General features: G+C 54.0%; 19 protein-coding genes and 1 pseudogene. 10 read left to right on the plus strand and 10 right to left on the minus strand.

Annotated elements, in window-relative coordinates; all coding sequences use genetic code 11:
• Both prc and htpX read left to right on the plus strand, forming a co-directional pair.
• The gene (gene prc, locus C1N59_RS09035) at positions 1–2,046 is read left to right on the plus strand and encodes a carboxy terminal-processing peptidase (protein ID WP_033741935.1); all 2,046 of its coding nucleotides are present in this window, start codon (positions 1–3) and stop codon (positions 2,044–2,046) included.
• A 245-nt stretch (positions 2,047–2,291) separates the two neighbouring features.
• The gene (htpX, locus tag C1N59_RS09040; RefSeq protein WP_033741934.1) at positions 2,292–3,173 is read left to right on the plus strand and encodes a protease HtpX; all 882 of its coding nucleotides are present in this window, start codon (positions 2,292–2,294) and stop codon (positions 3,171–3,173) included.
• 37 nt (positions 3,174–3,210) lie between these two features.
• On the opposite strand, the gene C1N59_RS09045 is transcribed toward htpX, so the two are convergent.
• A complete protein-coding gene (locus tag C1N59_RS09045) occupies positions 3,211–4,584 on the minus strand; it encodes an MFS transporter (protein WP_394550629.1) in 1,374 nt (457 codons plus the stop codon).
• 184 nt (positions 4,585–4,768) lie between these two features.
• Between C1N59_RS09045 and kdgR the strand changes: the two genes are divergently transcribed.
• Positions 4,769–5,563, plus strand: a complete 795-nt coding sequence (kdgR, locus tag C1N59_RS09050) for a DNA-binding transcriptional regulator KdgR (protein ID WP_394550632.1) — start codon at positions 4,769–4,771, stop codon at positions 5,561–5,563.
• A 31-nt stretch (positions 5,564–5,594) separates the two neighbouring features.
• On the opposite strand, the gene C1N59_RS09055 is transcribed toward kdgR, so the two are convergent.
• Positions 5,595–5,834 carry a YobH family protein gene (locus tag C1N59_RS09055; RefSeq protein ID WP_394550634.1) on the minus strand — a complete coding sequence of 80 codons (240 nt, stop codon included), beginning with the start codon at positions 5,832–5,834 and terminating at the stop codon, positions 5,595–5,597.
• Between the two features lie 218 nt (positions 5,835–6,052).
• On the opposite strand from C1N59_RS09055, the gene C1N59_RS09060 reads away from it, so the two are divergent.
• The 5 genes and pseudogenes from C1N59_RS09060 (at position 6,053) to rlmA (ending at position 9,187) form a co-directional block, all read left to right on the plus strand.
• On the plus strand, positions 6,053–6,325 hold the full coding sequence (locus tag C1N59_RS09060) for a YebO family protein (protein WP_054633667.1): 273 nt from the start codon (positions 6,053–6,055) through the stop codon (positions 6,323–6,325).
• A 17-nt stretch (positions 6,326–6,342) separates the two neighbouring features.
• Entirely contained in the window at positions 6,343–7,347 is a 1,005-nt protein-coding gene (locus tag C1N59_RS09065) for an MBL fold metallo-hydrolase (RefSeq protein ID WP_054633668.1), read from the plus strand.
• A gap of 529 nt (positions 7,348–7,876) precedes the next feature.
• Positions 7,877–7,995 (plus strand): annotated as a pseudogene (locus tag C1N59_RS09070) (DUF2627 domain-containing protein).
• A 36-nt stretch (positions 7,996–8,031) separates the two neighbouring features.
• Entirely contained in the window at positions 8,032–8,241 is a 210-nt protein-coding gene (cspE, locus tag C1N59_RS09075; RefSeq protein WP_001062678.1) for a transcription antiterminator/RNA stability regulator CspE, read from the plus strand.
• A 136-nt stretch (positions 8,242–8,377) separates the two neighbouring features.
• The gene (gene rlmA / locus C1N59_RS09080; protein ID WP_054633669.1) at positions 8,378–9,187 is read left to right on the plus strand and encodes a 23S rRNA (guanine(745)-N(1))-methyltransferase; all 810 of its coding nucleotides are present in this window, start codon (positions 8,378–8,380) and stop codon (positions 9,185–9,187) included.
• On the opposite strand, the gene C1N59_RS09085 is transcribed toward rlmA, so the two are convergent.
• The 4 genes from C1N59_RS09085 to manX form a co-directional block, all read right to left on the minus strand.
• Positions 9,184–9,642 (minus strand): DUF986 family protein, encoded by a 459-nt coding sequence (locus C1N59_RS09085; RefSeq protein ID WP_394550637.1) that lies wholly within the window; start codon positions 9,640–9,642, stop codon positions 9,184–9,186. The two genes, rlmA and C1N59_RS09085, sit on opposite strands and share 4 nt — an antisense overlap.
• Before the next feature lie 73 nt (positions 9,643–9,715).
• Positions 9,716–10,561: a PTS mannose transporter subunit IID gene (locus C1N59_RS09090; RefSeq protein ID WP_006119465.1), complete on the minus strand. Its 846-nt coding sequence runs from the start codon at positions 10,559–10,561 to the stop codon at positions 9,716–9,718.
• Positions 10,562–10,576: 15 nt separating this feature from the next.
• Entirely contained in the window at positions 10,577–11,377 is an 801-nt protein-coding gene (locus C1N59_RS09095; RefSeq protein WP_033742216.1) for a PTS mannose/fructose/sorbose transporter subunit IIC, read from the minus strand.
• 43 nt (positions 11,378–11,420) lie between these two features.
• Positions 11,421–12,392, minus strand: a complete 972-nt coding sequence (manX, locus tag C1N59_RS09100) for a PTS mannose transporter subunit IIAB (protein WP_039343077.1) — start codon at positions 12,390–12,392, stop codon at positions 11,421–11,423.
• 501 nt (positions 12,393–12,893) lie between these two features.
• Between manX and C1N59_RS09105 the strand changes: the two genes are divergently transcribed.
• Positions 12,894–14,462, plus strand: a complete 1,569-nt coding sequence (locus tag C1N59_RS09105; protein ID WP_039343074.1) for a TerC family protein — start codon at positions 12,894–12,896, stop codon at positions 14,460–14,462.
• A gap of 62 nt (positions 14,463–14,524) precedes the next feature.
• Here the strand turns inward: C1N59_RS09105 and C1N59_RS09110 are convergent, their stop codons facing one another.
• The 4 genes from C1N59_RS09110 to pabB all read right to left on the minus strand — a co-directional run bounded on the left by C1N59_RS09110 (position 14,525) and on the right by pabB (position 19,776).
• Positions 14,525–16,087 (minus strand): EAL domain-containing protein, encoded by a 1,563-nt coding sequence (locus tag C1N59_RS09110; protein ID WP_033741915.1) that lies wholly within the window; start codon positions 16,085–16,087, stop codon positions 14,525–14,527.
• 216 nt (positions 16,088–16,303) lie between these two features.
• Complete coding sequence (locus C1N59_RS09115; RefSeq protein WP_033741913.1) at positions 16,304–17,668, minus strand: L-serine ammonia-lyase; 1,365 nt, start codon at positions 17,666–17,668, stop codon at positions 16,304–16,306.
• A gap of 185 nt (positions 17,669–17,853) precedes the next feature.
• Positions 17,854–18,417 (minus strand): CoA pyrophosphatase, encoded by a 564-nt coding sequence (locus C1N59_RS09120; RefSeq protein ID WP_006119458.1) that lies wholly within the window; start codon positions 18,415–18,417, stop codon positions 17,854–17,856.
• Positions 18,418–19,776 (minus strand): aminodeoxychorismate synthase component 1, encoded by a 1,359-nt coding sequence (gene pabB / locus C1N59_RS09125; protein WP_033741911.1) that lies wholly within the window; start codon positions 19,774–19,776, stop codon positions 18,418–18,420.
• 108 nt (positions 19,777–19,884) lie between these two features.
• Here pabB and C1N59_RS09130 point away from each other — a divergent pair, with 108 nt between their 5' ends.
• Entirely contained in the window at positions 19,885–20,067 is a 183-nt protein-coding gene (locus C1N59_RS09130; RefSeq protein ID WP_006119456.1) for a YoaH family protein, read from the plus strand.
• Positions 20,068–20,079: the final 12 nt, after the last annotated feature.

Below are 20,079 nucleotides of genomic sequence, written 5' to 3' on the forward strand. Positions count from 1 at the left end.
ATGAACACCTTGTTAAAAGTTGGATTGATCGCGGGCCTGCTGTTGTCAGGCCCTTCCTTTGCCGCCGAGAACATCACTCGTGCCGATCAAATTCCTCAGTTGCATGAAGATCCCCAGGATCCTACCGTCAGCGAGCGCGTCACCTCACGGTTCACGCGTTCTCACTATCGCCAGTTCGATCTGGACGGGGCGTTTTCCGCCAAAATTTTTGACCGCTACCTCAACATGCTCGACTACAGCCACAACGTGCTGCTGGCGTCGGATGTAGCACAGTTTGCCAGCAAGAAAACACAGCTGGGTGACGAACTGCGTAGCGGTAAGCTGGATATTTTTTACGATCTTTATAATCTGGCCCAGAAACGCCGCTTCGAACGCTATCAGTACGCGCTCACGGTCCTGGCTCGCCCGATGAACTTTACCGGTAATGACACCATCGATATTGACCGTTCCAAAGCGCCCTGGCCGAAAGACCAGAACGAATTAAATGCGCTGTGGGATGCCAAGGTGAAATACGATGAGTTGAGCCTGAAGCTGGCCGGTAAAGACGAAAAAGAAATTCGTGACGTGCTGACCAAACGCTATAACTTCGCCATCCGTCGCCTGGCACAGAGCAACAGCGAAGATGTGTTCCAGCTGGCAATGAATGCATTTGCCCACGAAATCGATCCGCACACCAACTATCTGTCGCCGCGCAATACCGAGCAGTTCAATACTGAAATGAGCCTGTCGCTCGAAGGGATTGGCGCCGTACTGCAGATGGATGACGATTATACCGTGATCAATTCTATGGTCGCGGGTGGCCCGGCGGCGAAAAGTAAAGCCATCACCGTTGGCGATCGTATTGTCGGCGTCGGTGAGCCAGGCAAGCCAATGGAAGATGTGATTGGCTGGCGTCTGGATGATGTCGTCGCCAAAATTAAAGGACCGAAAGGCAGTAAGGTACGCCTTGAAATCCTGCCTGCCGGTAAAGGTACTAAAACCCGCATTGTGACACTGACGCGTGAGAAAATCCGTCTGGAAGATCGCGCCGTTAAAATGAGTATTCACAATGTGGGCAAGCAGAAAGTCGGCGTACTGGATATTCCGGGCTTCTACGTGGGCCTGACCGATGATGTCAAAGTGCAGTTGCAGAAACTGCAAAAGCAGAATGTCGACAGCATCGTGATTGATCTGCGGACCAACGGCGGTGGCGCACTGACCGAGGCGGTCTCACTGTCTGGCCTGTTTATCCCAAGTGGCCCCGTGGTGCAGGTGCGCGACAATAATGGTCGCATCCGTCAGGACAGCGATAACGACGGCATTGTGTACTATAAAGGGCCGCTGGTGGTGCTTGTTGACCGCTTCAGTGCGTCTGCCTCTGAAATCTTTGCGGCGGCGATGCAGGACTATGGGCGTGCGCTGATTGTTGGCGAGCCGACCTTTGGTAAAGGCACCGTTCAGCAGTATCGCTCGCTGAACCGCATTTACGATCAGATGCTGCGTCCGGAATGGCCTGCGCTGGGATCGGTTCAGTACACGATTCAGAAGTTCTACCGTATTAACGGTGGCAGTACACAGCGTAAAGGCGTCACCCCCGATCTGCTGATGCCTACCGGCGTTGAAGCGGCGGAGACAGGCGAGAAGTTTGAAGATAACGCCTTACCGTGGGACAGCATCACGGCTGCCACCTACGCGAAAACCGGAGATGTGAAAGCGCTGGTGCCGCAGTTGACGAAAGAACATGATGAACGTATCGCGAAAGATCGTGAGTTCCAGTACATCATGAAGGACATTGCCCGCTTTAATGCCATGAAGGACAAGCGCAATATCGTGTCGCTCAATCTTGCTCAACGCGAGAAAGAGAACCACGAAGACGATGCGCTGCGTCTGGAACGCATTAATGCGCGCTATCAGGCCGAAGGCAAAAAGCCGCTGAAGAGCCTGGATGACCTGCCTAAGGATTACAAAGAACCCGATCCTTATCTGGATGAAACCGTCAAGATTGCCAACGATCTGGCGCAGCTGGAAAAGACGCTTCCCGACGCGTCCGCAGCGAAAAGCAACTGATACGTTCTGGTTTAATAAAAAGCACCGCACTGCGGTGCTTTTTTTATGATAAGTCCGGCAAGGATGCGTTACGTTAATGTGTTGTACTGCGCGCATTCAGTAGGGTTGCGGTAAAGGTTATGTCATATTGTAAAGTTATGTCTTTTTAGGCACTTAAACGTTAAGGTCGCTTGAAAACCCGCACAATGCTCATAGGATATGTATCCGCGCATGAGCGCATGAACTACTGAGGATGATTAACCGTTATGATGCGTATTGCTCTTTTCCTGCTGACCAACCTGGCAGTGATGTTGGTATTCGGGCTGATTCTCAGCCTGACAGGAATTCAGTCAAGCAGTGTTCAGGGCCTGATGATTATGGCAGGTCTGTTTGGCTTCGGCGGTGCGTTTGTCTCACTGCTGATGTCGAAGTGGATGGCGTTGCGTTCGGTCGGCGGTGAAGTGATTGAACAACCACGCAACGAAACCGAGCGCTGGTTGTTAGAGACCATTAGCCAGCAGGCCCGGCAGGTTGGTATTGCGATGCCGCAGGTCGCGATTTACCACGCGCCTGACATCAACGCCTTTGCAACCGGTGCCCGCCGTAATGCGTCACTGGTGGCTGTATCGACCGGGCTGCTGCAAAACATGAGCCGCGACGAGGCTGAAGCGGTGCTGGCGCACGAAGTCGCGCATATTGCCAACGGCGATATGATCACCATGACCCTGATTCAGGGTGTCGTGAACACCTTTGTGATTTTCGTTTCGCGTATTCTGGCGCAGATTGCGGCAGGCTTCATGTCTGGTAACCGCGATGGGGAAGAAAGCAGCAACGGTAATCCGCTGGTGTACTTTGCCGTTTCTATGGTGCTGGAACTGGTGTTTGGTATCCTTGCCAGCATCATTACCATGTGGTTCTCTCGTCACCGTGAGTTCCATGCGGATGCCGGTTCAGCGAAACTGGTGGGCCGTGAGAAGATGATTGCGGCACTGCAGCGCCTGAAAACCAGCTACGAGCCGCAGGAGCCCAGCAGCATGATGGCGTTTTGTATCAACGGTAAAGGGAAGTCATTCAGCGAGCTGTTTATGTCGCATCCCCCGTTAGATAAACGTATTGAAGCGCTGCGTAGCGGCGAATACCTGAAGTAACCCGGCAAAAAGGCGACTGAGAAGTCGCCTTTTTTTATCACTGTACGCGCGGTGTTTTTATGCGCGACAGACTGAGCAGGGCCGCTGCGGTTGAGAATCCAGCCGCCAGTAACAGCGCCGCATGGGTGCCGTCATTGCCCAGCCAGTTGAACATCAGCGCTACCAGTGCGGCACCGCTGCTCTGACCCAGTAACCGTGCCGTGCCCAGCATACCGCTGGCACCACCGCTGCGTTGACGCGGAGCGGAGGTAATAATGGTGTGGTTATTCGGGGACTGAAACAGGCCAAAGCCCGCCCCGCACAGCATCATGCGCCAGATAATGTCCATGTCGTCTGGCTTCGCAGGTAAGTGAGCCAGCAGAAAAAGCCCGATGGCAAACAGGGCCAGCCCTAATCCCCCGAGTAAGCCCGCATGCACTCGTTCAATTAAACGTCCCGCGACCGGTGAGAGCAGCATGGTGGCCAGCGGCCACGGCGTAAGCAATAAACCGGTTTCGACCTCTGTACGCCCCAGCACGCTTTGCAGGTAGAAGGGCAGTGATACCATCGCCAGCATCTGCGCGCAGAAAGAGCAGACGGAGGTGCACATCGACAGGGCAAAAATAGGGATGCGCAGCAAATCAACCGGCAGCAACGGCACGGCCATCGTCAGCTGGCGTCGGATAAAAAAGTAGCCCACCACAAGCAGCGTGATAAGTTCTCCTGCGATAAGCCAGATCGATTGTCCCTGGGCAAAGCCACCCAGCGCCGAAATAAGCAGGCCGAAAAAGAGCGCATTCATTACCGCACTGGTGACATCAAACTTCTGTGTTTTGGCCCGTTGCGGGTTATCCGGCAGATAACGTAACGCCAGCCAGAGCGTGACAACGCCCAGTGGCAGGTTGATCAGGAACAACCAGCGCCAGCTGGCAAATGAGAGGATGGCTGCCGCAACCGTGGGGCCGGCCGCCGTCGAGATCGCCACCAGCAGGGCGTTGATCGCGATGCCGCGGCCCAGATAATGTGGGGGATAAATGATACGAATCAGGGCGGTGTTAACGCTCATAATCGCCGCACCCCCCAGGCCCTGAAGCACCCGGCCCAGCGTAAGCAGGGGAAGGGAGGGCGAAAGGGCGCAAAACACCGACGTGATGGCAAACACCACCAGCCCTGCCTGGTACACGCGGCGGTAGCCGACGATATCGCCTAAAAAGGACAACGACAGTAGCGAGGCGACAATGGCAATCTGATAAGCATTAATCACCCAGACTGACTGGGCCGGACTGGCCTGTAGCTCACGTGAGATGGTTGGCAGCGCGACATTGGCAATCGATCCATCCAGTACCGCCATGATAAGGCCGATGGCGATCGTCAGAATAGCCCAGTAGCGTTGGGGTACTGCGAGTCCGCCGTCAGAAGAGGAAAGTGACATAGAGGCTAATATTAAAGAGTGTGAATATCATCATGCTAATCAATTGGCCGCCAAATTGCATCGTACCCACGGAAAAAATATATTTTAGAGATGTTTCAAACCCGGAAGATTGCCGGGATCGGCGCTGTCACTCTATACTGCAACTCTGTTCCAGTTTTTTTGAAACACGTATTCAGGGTGACAAATGGCCGCTGACGAAAAGGATAAACAGCCGGATGCCGTCTCTTCGGTGCAAAAAGTATTCGGGATTTTGCAGGCGTTAAGCGAAGAGCGCGATCACGGTATTACCGAGCTGGCACAACGGCTGATGATGTCCAAAAGTACGGTCTACCGATTCCTGCAAACTATGAAAGCATTGGGTTATGTCGCGCAGGAAGGGGAAAGTGAAAAATATTCGCTGACCTTGAAACTGTTTGAGGTGGGATCCAACGCGTTGCAGCATAGCGATCTTATCCGCAGCGCCGATGTACACATGCGCGAGTTATCGCGCCTGACCAAAGAGACAATCCATCTGGGCGCGCTGGATGATGACAGTGTGGTCTATGTGCATAAAATTGACTCGCTCTATAACCTGCGTATGGCCTCACGTATTGGTCACCGCAATCCACTGCACTCCACCGCACTGGGAAAAGTGTTGTTGGCCTGGCGCAGTCGGGAGGAGGTGAATGCCATTCTGGAGCGCATGACGTTCACTATTAACACCGCCAACACCTTACCGGACGCAGGCGCGTTACGCGAAGCACTGGGTCAGGTCAGGGCACAGGGTTATGGTGAGGATAACGAAGAACAGGAAGTGGGCGTGCGCTGCATCGCCGTGCCCATTTTTGATCGCTTTGGTGTCGCCGTCGCCGGACTGAGCCTGTCCTTTCCCACGCTGCGCTTTTCTGCCGCGAACAAGCAACAGTATGTGACGCTGTTACGTGAAGCGGGCCAACGTCTTTCGTCAGAGCTGGGCTATACCGGCAATGACGTGGGTTAAAAAAAAGCGGGCCAGTTGGCCCGCTCCTCCGTTATCCGTTGTCGACCACTTCGCTACTTTTCTTTAGCAGCGGGCAATCCGTCACGCCCACCACGCCGCTGTCTGTATGCAGATATTGCGCGGTCACCATCCCTCTTGCGGTCAGATAGTTACATTTCAGCCCCAGTCCCACGGCATTCTTGTTGCTGCCCGCCAGCACGCCGTAACCTGTGAACAGCATAGCCAGCCAGAGGATGCCGATAACGATAATCGCCCGAATGAAGAGTTTCATTGTATCTCCTTATGATACCCACGCAGCGTTCCAGTGACTGCTGCTTAACATGATGTACAGGATTAGCATGCCTCGCTTTCAGGCAGGATGCGATCAGAGATAACTGAAAGCGCAGAAAGCGCTATATCGCTGACGTCACCATTATCTTTTGCGGCGGCGCGGAGTAGAATAGACGGTCGTTCTTTTTTTGTGATTTCATCAGGTATCTTGAGGCAGTTATGAATGAGTTAGCCGCGAATGCGGGACCGGTAATCTTTTACGGCGTTTTTCTGCTGGCGCTGATTGTGGCATTAATGCTGTGGTTTTACGTTAATCGCGCCAGCGTTCGGGCGAACGAACAGGTTGCGTTATTGACGTCATTGTTAGAAGAGCAAAAGAAACAGAATGCACTGCTGCGGCGGATGATTGAGGCGCAGAATGGTGCAGATGAGCCGTCCCCCGAAGCGCCGTCGGAAAACGACGGACTGATTCGTTTAATCCCGGAACGTTAACCCTGCATGGAGGCCGGATGGCCTGGAAAAATCCCTGGTATGACAGCAGTAAACCCCATCACACCGCTGAGGGGTTTCGTAACCCTGAGCCCGACAGCCGCCAGCAAGGTGACCTGCAGCGCTGGCGACGTGAACGCAAAGCCCAGGGATTACCCCATCCGCCTCGTCAGGGCTATGACCAGTTTATTACGCAGTGGTGGCAACCTGCCGATCTGAACGGGGAGGATGACCGTCTCTGGTGGCTGGGCCATGCGGCGCTGCTGATGCGCATAAACCAACACTATATTCTGGTTGATCCCGCGCTGTCCCGGCGGGCTTCCCCTTTGCCGTTTATCGGACCTGAACGTAAAACGCCGTCTCCGCTGGCCATTGACCAGTTACCGCGGCTGGATTACGTCCTGATATCCCATAATCATTACGATCATCTGGATAAGCCCACCATCAAACAGATTGTGCGCCGCTTTCCGGACACTATTTTTCTGGTGCCGCTGGGGCTGGCGGAGTGGTGTAAGCGTCATGGGGTCAAACAGGTGCATGAGCTTGACTGGTGGCAACAGAAAGTGTTTGCGGGAATACAGTTTGATGCGGTCCCTGCGCGCCACTGGAGCATGCGCACCGTTACTAATCGCAACCGAACCCTGTGGTGCGGTTGGGTGATCAGGACCGCTTCGCTGCGGTTTTGGTTTTCCGGTGACAGCGGCTACAGCGACAGTCTTCTGGCGATTGCGCAGCATTATGGCCCCTTTAATCTGGCCGCTTTGCCGATAGGCGCTTATGCTCCGCGCTGGTTTATGGGGGCACAACACATGGATCCCCAGCAGGCGGTGGCGTTGTGGCGCGCGATAGGTCAGCCACTGACCCTTCCCATTCACTGGGGGGTTTTCGAACTGGCGGATGAGTCACTGGATGCGCCCCCGGCTGAACTCCAGCGAGCACTCGCGCAGAGCGGCGAGGGTCAGCAAAATTTTGCGCCCTGGAAAATTGGGGCGAGCCACAGTCTGAGCGATCTCAATCCGACCTAATCCGAAATACGGGGCCCTGTGTTTGTGAAACGGCAAGGCTCCGGCGTATTCGCTTTTTATTTCTTTTACGCGCTCGGGGTAATTCAAACGTCAGCTGTCAAGAAAATGATTAGTGCGGAGGGGAAGTCTCAACTTTTGATTTTACTAATAATAATTTTTATATTTGTACGAAATAATAAAAGCTGTACAAGCTGAAGCCGTCCGGGTTTACCGTTCCCCTTATCCATTCCTTTATTTGGTGCATTATTGCCATATTAGTGCATTGTAATTTATTTATTGTCATACATCATGATAAAAGCAGGAAAAGTAGTACGTTATCCCATCCGGGATGCAGGAAGCCTTTATTTTATCGTGAAGTTATGACGGTCGCTGGGTTTCGGTTCGCAGCATTTTGTACCATAAAGTACATTCTCTGGGAGCTACCCTGCAATTATGCAAAAACTAACGATCGACATATTAAAAATGGCTTGCCATTATTTAGCGGATATGTGATAACAATTCGTGGGTTAAACGAGGTACAGTTCTGTTTATGTATGGCATCTTCAGTAAAGAAGTTACGAGTAAAGACGTTGACGTTGAATACCGCTTCCTTGCCGAACTTTAATCAGTGCCTCATTCAGTAATGTCTCTGTTTTATCTGTAGGTTAGCCTCCGGGCAAATAAACACTTTAAGGAATTAGTAAAATGGCAAAGATTAAAGGTCAGGTTAAGTGGTTCAACGAGTCTAAAGGCTTCGGTTTTATCACTCCAGCTGACGGTAGCAAAGACGTGTTCGTACACTTCTCTGCTATTCAGGGCAACGGCTTCAAAACGCTGGCCGAAGGCCAAAACGTTGAGTTCGAAATTCAGGACGGCCAGAAAGGCCCGGCAGCTGTTAACGTTACTGCTATCTGATTTCGCCTCAGACGGGTGCCCTGCGCCCGGTCTCAGATATTAAAGCCTTGGCCTTCTGGCCGAGGCTTTTTTTACGCTTTCGCTCGGGTTCCCTGTCGAGTACACTGCTGCGCGTCGATAGATGCCGGAGCGCCATATGTCCTTGATCTGCCCACTTTGTCACTCTTCCCTGAACCTGACCGAACGCAGCTGGTGTTGCGAAAATCGCCATCAGTTCGATCAGGCGAAAGAGGGCTATGTCAATTTGCTGCCCGTTCAACATAAAGGCTCCCGCGAGCCGGGCGACAGCGCGGAGATGATGCAGGCGCGACGTGACTTTTTGCAGGCCGGTTACTATCAGCCCCTGCGGGACAAGGTGGTTGACGTGCTGAATCAGCATCTGCAGGTACCGGCCGCTCAGATCCTGGATACAGGCTGTGGGGAAGGGTACTACACCGGTGCGCTGGCGGATAACTTTGCGCCAGCGGGCAAGGTCTTTGGCCTGGACGTGGCCAAAATGGCCATTCGGCTCGCGGCGAAGCGCTATCCGCAGGTCCTGTTCTGTGTCGCCTCCAGTCAGCGTCTGCCGTTTGCGGACCATTCCCTTGATGCAGTGGTTCGCATCTATGCGCCCTGTAATGAAGCGGAGCTTAATCGCGTCATCAAACCCGGTGGATACCTGTTAACGGTTACGCCGGGCCCGCACCATCTGGCGCAGTTCAAAGCGCTAATCTATCGCGATGTTCAGCTGCACGCACCGGAAGGGAAAGTGTATCAGGGCTTTCAGCAACGTGCCCGGCATGCGTTGACCTATCCGATGGCCCTTACCGGACAGGCCGCCACCACGTTATTGCAGATGACGCCCTTTGCCTGGCGCGCGCGGCCAGACGTCTGGCAGACGTTAGCCGAAAGCGCGCAGTTTCAGTGCGAAGCGGATTTTGTGATAACCCTGTGGCAACGCGACTAACGCGCTTCGACCAGGGTTTGATAAATCCGCTCAAGATCGTCAAGCTGATGCACGGCGATCAGTAAGCGCCGCTGTTCAAGTTGGATGACTAAAATGCCGTCTTCAGACAGATTCATGCTCTGGATACGGGAATAGGCGATCCAGATACCCGCGAAGAACAATCCCTCCCGTTTCATGACCAGCGTGGGGCGGCGGAGCCAGAACAGCCAGAAGGACAAAAAGCACAGCATCATCAAGAGCGTGGTGGTCAGCATGGGTCCCTGATGCGTGACGTTGTTCCAGAGCAGGATGACCAGTAAACCAATAAAAATCAGGCTGTCGGCTTTATGACGGCGCTGCAGCGGCACACGTAACAACGTCGGGCCTTTACGTCGTGGCAGAATCGCCTCGTCGTAGATCTCAAACACCAGCAGAGCAGCGATGCAGAGGGCGATGATGATGTCCGTCAATGACATGGGGCTTCCTTTCGAGCTTCAGTGGATGTTACCGCCAAAAAAATCGGGAGCCTTGCTCCCGATTGCGTCAGGATTACAGCCCAAGCAGGCCGATCCAGTAGCCGAAGATACCGATAGCAAAGAAACCAACGATGATCCACAGGGCATTGACCTTACGCCGCAGCAGCCACATACAGGCAAAGGTCAACAGGAGCGGGACGATGCCGGGCATTAACTGATCCAGAATCGACTGGACGGTAGTGACTGTGGTCTTGCCGGTCTGGTCGGTAATGCGTGACACCACCAGCGGAATATTGACGTGCGTCCACTTATTGACCAGCGCGCCCATGACAAACAGCCCAAGGATAGAGGCACCTTCGGTCAGTTTTTGCAGGAAGCCACCGCCCATATCGCTGACGATATCAATCCCTTTCCGGTAACCGTAGGCGACACCGTAATAACGGGTGAGCAGGCGGGCCAGGTTAAACAGAATGAAGAACAGCAATGGACCAAGCAAACTGCCGCTCATTGCGATGCCCGCACCCAGGGCGGCAAACACCGGACGAACCGTTCCCCAGAAAATCGGGTCACCTACGCCAGCCAGCGGCCCCATCAGGCCCACTTTGATGCCGTTTATTGCACCATCATCAATTGCGGCACCATTGGCGCGCTGCTCTTCCATCGCCATGGTCACGCCCAGGACCGGGGCCGCAACATAAGGATGTGTGTTAAAGAACTCAAGGTGACGTTTTATCGCCTGCTTGCGGTCATCGTTGTTTTCAGGATAGAGACGGCGAATCACCGGCACCATAGAAAAACAGAATCCCAGCGCCTGCATACGTTCGAAGTTCCAGGAACCCTGAAACAGGTTTGAGCGTACAAAAACAGCACGGACATCGCCTGGCGTCAGTTTCTTTTCGACTTTTGTTATATCAACCATGTTGTCACCTGTTCCTTAATCGAGTTCGTTGTCAAGATCGTTAGCTGACGGCGAGGCCGCAGGCGCACCGGCGGTACGGTTATATTTCGGACTGAGCTGGATATAAAGCACGGCCATCACCACGCCAATCACCCCCAGCGCCACCAGGTTGAAACTGGTGAAAGCCGCCGTCACGAAACCGAGATAGAAGAACGGCATCAGGTAACCGGCCCGCATCATATTGATGACCATGGCGTAACCCACTACCACAATCATGCCGCCCGCAATGTTGAGTCCGTTCGTCACGACTTCAGGAATCGAACTGAGCAGAGAGTGCACCGCGTCCGTGCCAACCGAAATCGCAACGATCAACGCCGGAATGGCGATGCGCATGGCCTGAAGCAGCAGGGCGGAGACATGGATCCACGAAATGGCCGTAAGATTGCCTTTCTCTGCGGCTTTGTCCGCCGCATGCTGGAATGCCACGGTCAACGTGCGCACGATAATGGTCAGCACCTGGCCGGCGGCGGCGAGGGGAATAGCCAGCGCGATACCGGCGCCGACGCTTTGCCCACCTGCAATGACCAGAATGGTGGAGATAATGGACGCCAGCGCTGCATCAGGGGCGACCGCCGCACCAATGTTCATCCAGCCCAGTGCAATCATCTCCAGCGTTCCGCCGATGATGATGCCTGTCTTCATGTCCCCCAGTACGATCCCAATCAGGGTACAGGCCACCAGAGGGCGGTGAAACTGGAACTCATCCAGGATGGATCCCATACCGGCAATACAGGCGATAATAAAGATCAAAATAATTTGAAGTGTGGTTATTTCCATCATACTTCGTGTCCTCTACAGGATAGAAAAGAGTGCTGGCCCGTTAAGCGCCTACTTTGGCTATCAGATCCATCATTTTCAGTTTGGGATCACCTGAAACCTTGCGTACCTCAAGCTCGATATTGCGCTCATTGAGCTTTTGGAACGCGGCGATATCTTTCTCATCAACGGACACGGCATTGTTGACCTGCGTTTTGCCCTGCCGGAAGGCCATGCCGCCAATGTTGACGCTTTTGATATCGACGCCCTGTTCCACAACCCGCAAGACATCGGTGGGATTGGTGAACAGCAGCATGACGCGCTCACGGGCATATTTGGGGTTATTCCAGACGCGCACCATTTTATCGACGCCAACCACGTGCGCGGTCACGCCCGGCGGCGCGACCTGGGTTAAGAGTGTCTTGCGCACATTGTCGTTTGCCACCTCATCACTGACGACAATGATGCGGCTGACATTGGTCTCTTTGGTCCAGCGTGTGGCGACCTGGCCATGAATCAGGCGGTCATCAATACGGGCCAGGCAGATAATCATGTGTTCGTCAGGCGAGAGGGGTCTGACAGCGGCAGGGGTGGGAGGTGGAGTCGGTGCGGCAGCAACGGGCGCGGGTTTGACTTCAGGTTGGGCTTTCAGCGCTTTGACGCCTTCACGGCCAGTTTCAACCGCAATCGCCACCAGCTCATCGAAGGTTGGATTGTCATCCCGCGCCATCAGGGTTTCCACTAACATGGGAATATTCACCCCGGCCACGACCTCATAGCTGTCGTGATCCATGACCAGCCGACTTGCCGCATTAAAAGGACTTCCGCCCCAGGTATCTACCAGAAAAAGCACCCCCTTTGAGGTATCCAGTTCGGCCAGCTTTGCCTGATATTTTTCAATCAGCGTTTCTGCATTTTCGCCCGGTACAAAATCAATCCATTTGACGTTTTCCTGTTCGCCTAAAAGCATCTCTGCCGTTTTAAGCAGCTGTTCTGCTGCCCAGCCGTGTGTACCAATGATCAGAGCAATGGTCACGTGCTACCTCCGTTCGCTTGTTGATTCCATAAGGTGAGGAACCGTTAAGAATTATCGCGTTAACAATGCTGACTTCTTTATTGAGCCTGCCGGCCCGATATCCACATTGCAGGGATAACCAACTCACTACGTGCATGCCGGATTTATTTTAGTGACCGAAAAAATAAATTTTGTGATGTCGGTTGGCTATTTACAGCATAAAAGCGTGAAATTACGTTTTTATGGCGCATAAACGAAGTGATGACAGAATGTAAAAATAAGAAAATTTTTTGACCTTGTTGACCGAACTGATACATTAGCGATCTGTTAATTATTCAGGAGTAATGGGCTTCAGCCCACCCTTATGGACCGTCACCGACGTTGCTTAACCTTGTCTTTGCGCTCCTCAGCGCGTCAATTTACGCCAGACCGCGTTTTCTTTGCTTTTACACCTTGCTCACCGTCACGTCGTCAGACGCTGGTACGTTTTAGCGTAATCACATCCTTTTTCAGGAGTCACTAATGGAATTTCTGTTCGACCCCTCAATCTGGGCGGGATTGCTCACGCTCATCGTGCTCGAGATTGTGCTCGGCATTGATAACCTGGTATTTATTGCCATCCTGGCCGATAAGTTACCGCCGAAGCAGCGCGATAAAGCGCGTTTGATTGGCCTCTCGCTGGCGCTGATTATGCGTCTGGGCCTGCTGTCGCTGATCTCCTGGATGGTCACACTGACGCGGCCGCTGTTTAGCGTGGGCGGGTTTAGTTTCGCCGGACGCGATCTTATTTTGCTGGCGGGCGGTATCTTCCTGCTCTTTAAAGCCACGATGGAACTGCATGAGCGGCTGGAAAACCGTCAGCTGGAAAACAGCGGCAACCGCAGCTATGCCAGCTTCTGGGCCGTTGTGGCACAGATCGTCATACTTGATGCGGTCTTCTCACTGGATGCGGTGATTACGGCCGTGGGGATGGTGAATAACCTGCCGGTCATGATGACGGCGGTGGTGATCGCCATGATTGTGATGTTGCTGGCCTCTAAACCGTTAACAAAATTTGTTAACGCCCATCCTACGGTCGTTGTCCTGTGTCTCAGTTTCCTGCTAATGATCGGTCTGTCGCTGGTGGCGGAAGGGTTTGGCTTCCATATTCCTAAAGGCTATCTGTATGCGGCGATTGGTTTCTCGATCCTGATCGAGCTGTTTAACCAGATTGCGCGTCGCAACTTTCTTCGCCATCAGTCGCATCGTCCTATGCGTGAGCGTACCGCTGAGGCCATTTTGCGCCTGATGGGGGGCCGCAACCGCGTACAGACGGCCCCGGCCAGCACTGAAGAGCAGGCGATAGCCGTCGCGATCCCACAGGAAGCCTTTAAGGATGAAGAGCGCTATATGATTAACGGCGTACTGACGCTGGCTTCCCGTTCAATTCGCAGCATCATGACGCCGCGTGGCGATATCTCCTGGGTGGATGCCAGTCGTCCGGTAGACGAGATTCGTATCCAGTTGCTGGACACACCGCACAGCCTGTTCCCGGTCTGTCGGGGAGAACTGGACGAGATTATCGGCGTTGTCAGGGCCAAAGAGCTGCTGGTCGCACTGGATCATGGTGTGGATGTTGCCACCTTTGCGGCAAACACGCCGATTATCGTGGTGCCGGAAACGCTCGATCCGATTAACCTGCTGGGCGTACTGCGTCGTGCCAAAGGGAGCTTTGTGATCGTCACCAACGAGTTTGGTGTGGTACAGGGCCTGATTACCCCGCTGGATGTGCTGGAAGCGATAGCAGGTGAATTCCCGGATGAAGACGAAACGCCGGATATCATCATGGACGGCGACGGCTGGTTAGTGAAGGGGGGAACCGATCTCCACTCGCTCCAGCAGCTGCTTGATTTTCATGAGCTGGTGAAACCGGACGACGATCATGCGTCACTGGCAGGGTTGCTGATTGCTCAGAAAGGACAATTACCGAAGCCGGGTGACGTCATTGATATCGCGCCGCTTCACTTCCAAATTATTGAAGCGACAGAATACCGCATTGATCTGGTTCGTGTGACGCGCGATCCGCAGCATGACGAGGACGAAGAAGGTTAACCTCCCCGGAAAACGCAAAACGCATCACACTGTGATGCGTTTTTTTTACCCCAGGCATGGCACTACAGGTCGCTGGTCAGTTGATGTTGCCGTAGCCACGCGGGGAAATCCTCCAGCGGCATGGGGCGGGCAAAATAGTAGCCCTGCAGGTGATCCACGCCGCGGTCGCGCAGATAGTCAGCCTGCTCCGGGGTTTCCACGCCTTCCGCCACCAGGCTGATATTCAGCCGTTGCGCCAGTGAGATCACCATATCCGTTACGGTCGCGTTAATCGCATCCGTGCCAATCGAGGCGGTGAAGATTTTATCCAGCTTCAGCACGTCCGGTTGCAGGTCCTTCAGGTAAGACAGTGAACTGTGGCCTGTGCCAAAATCATCAATTGCCAGCCGTACGCCAATCTCATGCAGTTGTGAAATGACCGTTTGATCGACCACCGGCAGCGCATCACGTTCGGTAAGCTCGACGACCAGCTTTGGCACCGGATTGGCAGGCCACCAGATAGTTTGCAGATCTTCCAGAATGGCGCGGTCACGAAAATGACTGGCGGCGACGTTCACAGCAATGTGAAAATCCGGGCTGTGAGGCAGATCCGGCAAGGCTTCGACAACGCGATTTAACACGAAACGGGTTAAAGGTTTAATCAGATTCTGGCGCTCAGTCAGCGGAATAAACACATCGGGCGGGATCCAGCCTTGGCGCGGGTTATGCCAGCGCAGCAGGATTTCAATGCCGTCACACTGACCGTTTCGGGCATTGATGAGCGGCTGGCAGTAAACAATAAACTCCCTGGCGGTGATGCCATAGCTGATTTGCCAGCTCAGACTCATGCGGTTGGCGGTTGCCAGCCACATGACATAGCCTATTAACAAACTCAGCATTAGCGCCAGCGGCAACTGAGAAGGCAACGAGGCCAGTGCCAGACGGGATGGGGAAGGGCCATAAAGCGTTACCGTGTAGGGATAACGCAGTGACGCTTCATTATAGGTGACTTCATCTTCCGAAGGGACCGCCGACTCAATAAGCGGATTGCCGTATTCCAGGCTCTTGCCGTTAACGTTAAAGATGGCGCGTTCCACCCAGGGCGACTGCGGTTCCAGCAGATAACTGCTCATCAGTTCAATGTTGATGGCCTGCAGGATGCCTGAGCGGTTATCCAGCGTTGTTGGCGTCCAGAGTAATAAGACCGGCGAACCTTTAAGCAGATAGTCATCTGTAGACAGGATCATGCGCTTATCGTTAAGCGCCAGTTCAGGGTAGGTCTGACTAAAGGTGATATCCCGTGAGCCGAAAATACTGGAGCAGTACAGTAAGTCATCGTTCACCAGCAGAATCGCCCGCACGGTTTGTAAGGACGCAATCTTTTCGATTAAGGGAAAACGCGCGTCCTCACAGGGCATGCCCACTAAACCCAGCGTGTTATTGGCTGCCACATCCAGCGGAGAAAACATGCGATCAAAACGCGTAATCGCGTTATCGGCAAAGCTAATTGCACGCTGCTGAATCCGTGATTTTTCTTCGAAATAGCGCAAAGCCAGCGTTAACGTAAGAACAATAGAAGCAATCACCACAGCAATAAGCAAACGCTTACGTCTGTACTGTCCAACATATTGCTGGGCCATAAACATCAAGAATCACCTTCCCAAAACCAGAAAAATAGATATAGCTGGGTTGTTATCGGCACGGCCTGGAGCAAATTTAGGACCGGTGCGTAAAATGAAAGGCTGTGAAGAACGCGCTAAAGCGACTGTCGGGTCGCTTTAGCGTTGTTAATATTTATATCAGGCAGGACTTGCTAATGCACTGTTTAACGGGCGCAATTTAAAAATAAACAGACTGAATGATTAGTCACATTGAACTTTTATCGCCAGTCCGCCCCGGGATGTCTCGCGGTATTTCGCGTTCATGTCTTTGCCGGTCTCGTACATGGTTTCAATGACCTTATCCAGTGAGACGCGCGGTTCGCTGGTACGGCGCAGGGCCATACGTGCCGCGTTGATCGCTTTCACCGAGGCGATTGCGTTACGTTCAATACAGGGCACCTGAACCTGGCCGGCAACCGGATCGCAGGTCAAACCCAGATTATGTTCCATCCCGATTTCGGCGGCCACGCACACCTGCTCAGGGCTGGCGCCCAGCAGTTCGGCCAGACCTGCCGCAGCCATTGAGCAGGCAACGCCGACTTCCCCCTGACAACCGACCTCCGCGCCGGAAATAGAGGCATTCATTTTATACAAAATGCCAATGGCACCGGAGGCGAGGAAATAGCGAATAAAAATGTCGGGCGTGACGGGTTCAATGAAGTGATCATAGTAAGCCAGGACGGCGGGGACGATACCGCAGGCTCCGTTGGTCGGTGCGGTCACCACCCGACCGCCCGCCGCGTTCTCTTCATTAACCGCCAACGCAAACATGTTGATCCAGTCAATCACCACCATCGGATCGTTAGAGTGTTTGGCTGAGGAGATCAGCAAACGCCGCAGTGACGCCGCCCGGCGCGGTACCCGTAACGGCCCGGGCAGCACACCTTCGGTATTCAGACCACGGTCAATACAGGCCTGCATGGTTTGCCAGATGGTCGCAAAATATGCATTGATCTCTTCACGTGAGTGCAGTGCCAGCTCGTTTTTCATCACCAGCCCGGACAGGGAAAGTCCGGTCTCGCGACAGTGGGCCAGCAGTTCTTTGGCCGAGTGGAAGGGCCAGGGTACCGTGACTTCGTCCAGGGCCGACTGACCAAAATGCTCTTCATCGACAATAAAGCCGCCGCCGACAGAGTAATAGGTTTTAGACAGCACCAGCAGGTCGCCGGAGAACGCCAGCAGGCGCAGGCCATTTTCGTGCAGGGAGAGATTTTCGCTGCGGAACACCATACCGCCTTCACGCGGAAAATCGACTTCATGCGCGCCTTTGGCAAGGGGCAGGCGTTCACGTTGTTGCACATCCTTAATAAACGCGGGGATGGCGTCGATATCGACGCTGTCAGGCGATTCGCCGGCTAAGCCCATAATAATCGCTATATCCGTATGGTGACCTTTACCGGTCAGCGACAGGGAACCATAGACATCGACCGCAATGCGTGTCACCTCATGCAGCTTGCCTTGTTCAGACAACAACTCCACAAACTGTTTACCCGCTTTCATCGGACCGACCGTATGAGAGCTGGATGGGCCGATGCCCACTTTAAACATGTCAAAAACCGAAATCATGGGTGACACTCCTCACAAAAACTTGCAGACTGCCGTGGCAGTTAATGGCGCTAATAGTAAACGGCGAGGCAGGGTAAACGTGCTGCTTTTCGCATGAAATAAACTAATTAACTCCACCAGAAAAAATTATAGTGTGACATGGCGCAAAAGGCTGAATTCAGGCGCAGAAATGGGCTCGCCCTCAACTAAAATGCAATTTGCTGGCTCAGGGCACGAATAATGCCTGCTGTCATTCCCCACACCAGATAGCCCTGATAATGGGAAAGCCACACCGGGTGGCGAATGCCGGCACGATAATAGTCAAGTTCGGCGTAGCGGCTAAGACGAAGCGCTTCGGTCAGGGGCATTTCGAAGGCGCTCTGAACCTCGTCAGGATTAAGGCGCAATTCGAGGGTTGCAGGCACAATGCCGACCACCGGTGTGACCTGAAAACCTGTGCTGCTGGTCACCGGAGGCAGGCAGCCGAGCACCTCAACCCGATCGGGTGCGATGCCCACTTCCTCCTGCGCTTCTCGCAGCGCTGTCGCCACCAGTGAGCTGTCGTCGTGATCCTGCATCCCGCCGGGAAAGGCCACCTGACCGGCATGTTTACGTAAGGCGTGCGAACGTTGCGTCAGCAGCAAGCCGGGCTGTTGACGGGCAACGACGGGGATTAACACAGCGGCATGTCGCCCCGACAGCGGCTGGGCGTTATGCAGCGGCTGCTGCAGGAGAAAACGGGTGCGAAAATCAGCCAGCGTCAGCGCCATTCAGGCTCCTTTTTCCAGTGCAGGCAGAATGCGACTGACCTTATCCAGCGTTTCCTGATATTCCGAGGCCATATCACTGTCGGCGACCAGGCCGCCGCCCGCAGCGCAGTAAAGATGCTGACGCTCAGCAATCAGCGTACGAATGGTGATGCTGGTATCCATTCTGCCGCAGACACTGAGATAACCAATGCTGCCGCACCAGGCATTGCGGCGGTGAGGCTCCAGTTCATCAATGATCGCCATGGCGCGAATTTTAGGCGCACCGGTAATCGAGCCGCCGGGAAAACAGGCACGCAGCAGATCGCAGGCATGAAGATGATCCGGCAACGTGGCCTGAATAGTGCTGACCAGATGATGGACTGCCGGGAACGGCTCGACCACAAACAGTTCGGGCACGTGCACGGAGCCCGCGACGGCGACCCGACCGATATCGTTGCGCAGCAGGTCGACTATCATCAGGTTTTCTGCGCGGTCCTTCGCCGCCGTGCGCAGACTTTCAGCCTGGGCCGCATCCGCCTCAGGATCGGCCGCACGCGGACGCGTACCCTTGATGGGACGGGTGGTGATAACCTGCTGATCCAGTGCCAGGAAGCGCTCGGGAGACAGGCTCAGAATGGCGCTGTCGGGCAGGCGCAAAAATGCACTGAACGGGGCGCGATTGGCCTGGTTGAGCATACAAAATGCCCGCCATTCATCCCCCTGATAGCTGGCGCTGAAGCGCTGTGCCAGATTGACCTGATAGCAGTCACCGGCCTGAATATAGGCCTGTACCTTATTAAAACGTTCCGCGTAGTCGTCTATGCTGAGGTTTGACCGCCAGTCACTGGTAAGGGAAAACGCCGCCGCGTCACGTTCGGGCCAGTTTTCCAGCCAGGCAAGGCGCGAGGCGATATCGTCCAGGGCGACCAGGGTGAGTTTACCGAGGTGATGGTCGGCAATCAGTGCCCAGTTATAGATGCCCACGGCCATGTCTGCCGTAGTCAGATCGTGAAGGGCGGTATCGGGCAGCGTTTCAAAGCGTCGCCCCAGATCATAGCCAAACAGTCCCAGCGCTCCGCCCTGAAAGGGCAAATCGGGATGACGCGGTGGCTTAGCGCCCAGCGCATCACACTGCTGTTGTAATAAGGAGAGCGGATCGTCAGTATGCGTTTCAACGCGATCGCCCTGCTGAATTTCTGTTATGCTGCCACGGGTTGTCAGGGTGGTAAGCGGGTCCGCCGTCAAAATATCAAAACGGTTATCACTGTGACTGGCCTGGCCGGACGAAAGCAGCATCGCCCAGGGTAAATGCGCAATGCGCGAAAAATAGTGGGTGATGGCGTCGGGCGAATAACACAGGTTATGAGTTTGAACGATCATTGAGCACGAAATTTGACATCAGTAAGGCCGTTAGACTGACATATTTTTCCCTGACTGGCACCTGTTTGTTCCCCATGAAATAATGACAGCCCTTAACAGGAGAAAATGATGATGACAGGATTACCCGCACTCTCACACGATCAGCAGCAGCGCGCCGTAGAGCGCATTCAACAGTTAATGGCCGAAGGGATGTCCAGCGGTGAAGCGATTACCGTTGTGGCACAGGAGATACGTGAAAGCCATACAGGTGAAATGATCCGGGCGCGCTTCGAAGAGGACGATGAAGGCTGACGCCCGGGGCTC

Source organism: Pantoea sp. SGAir0183, assembly GCF_043545505.1.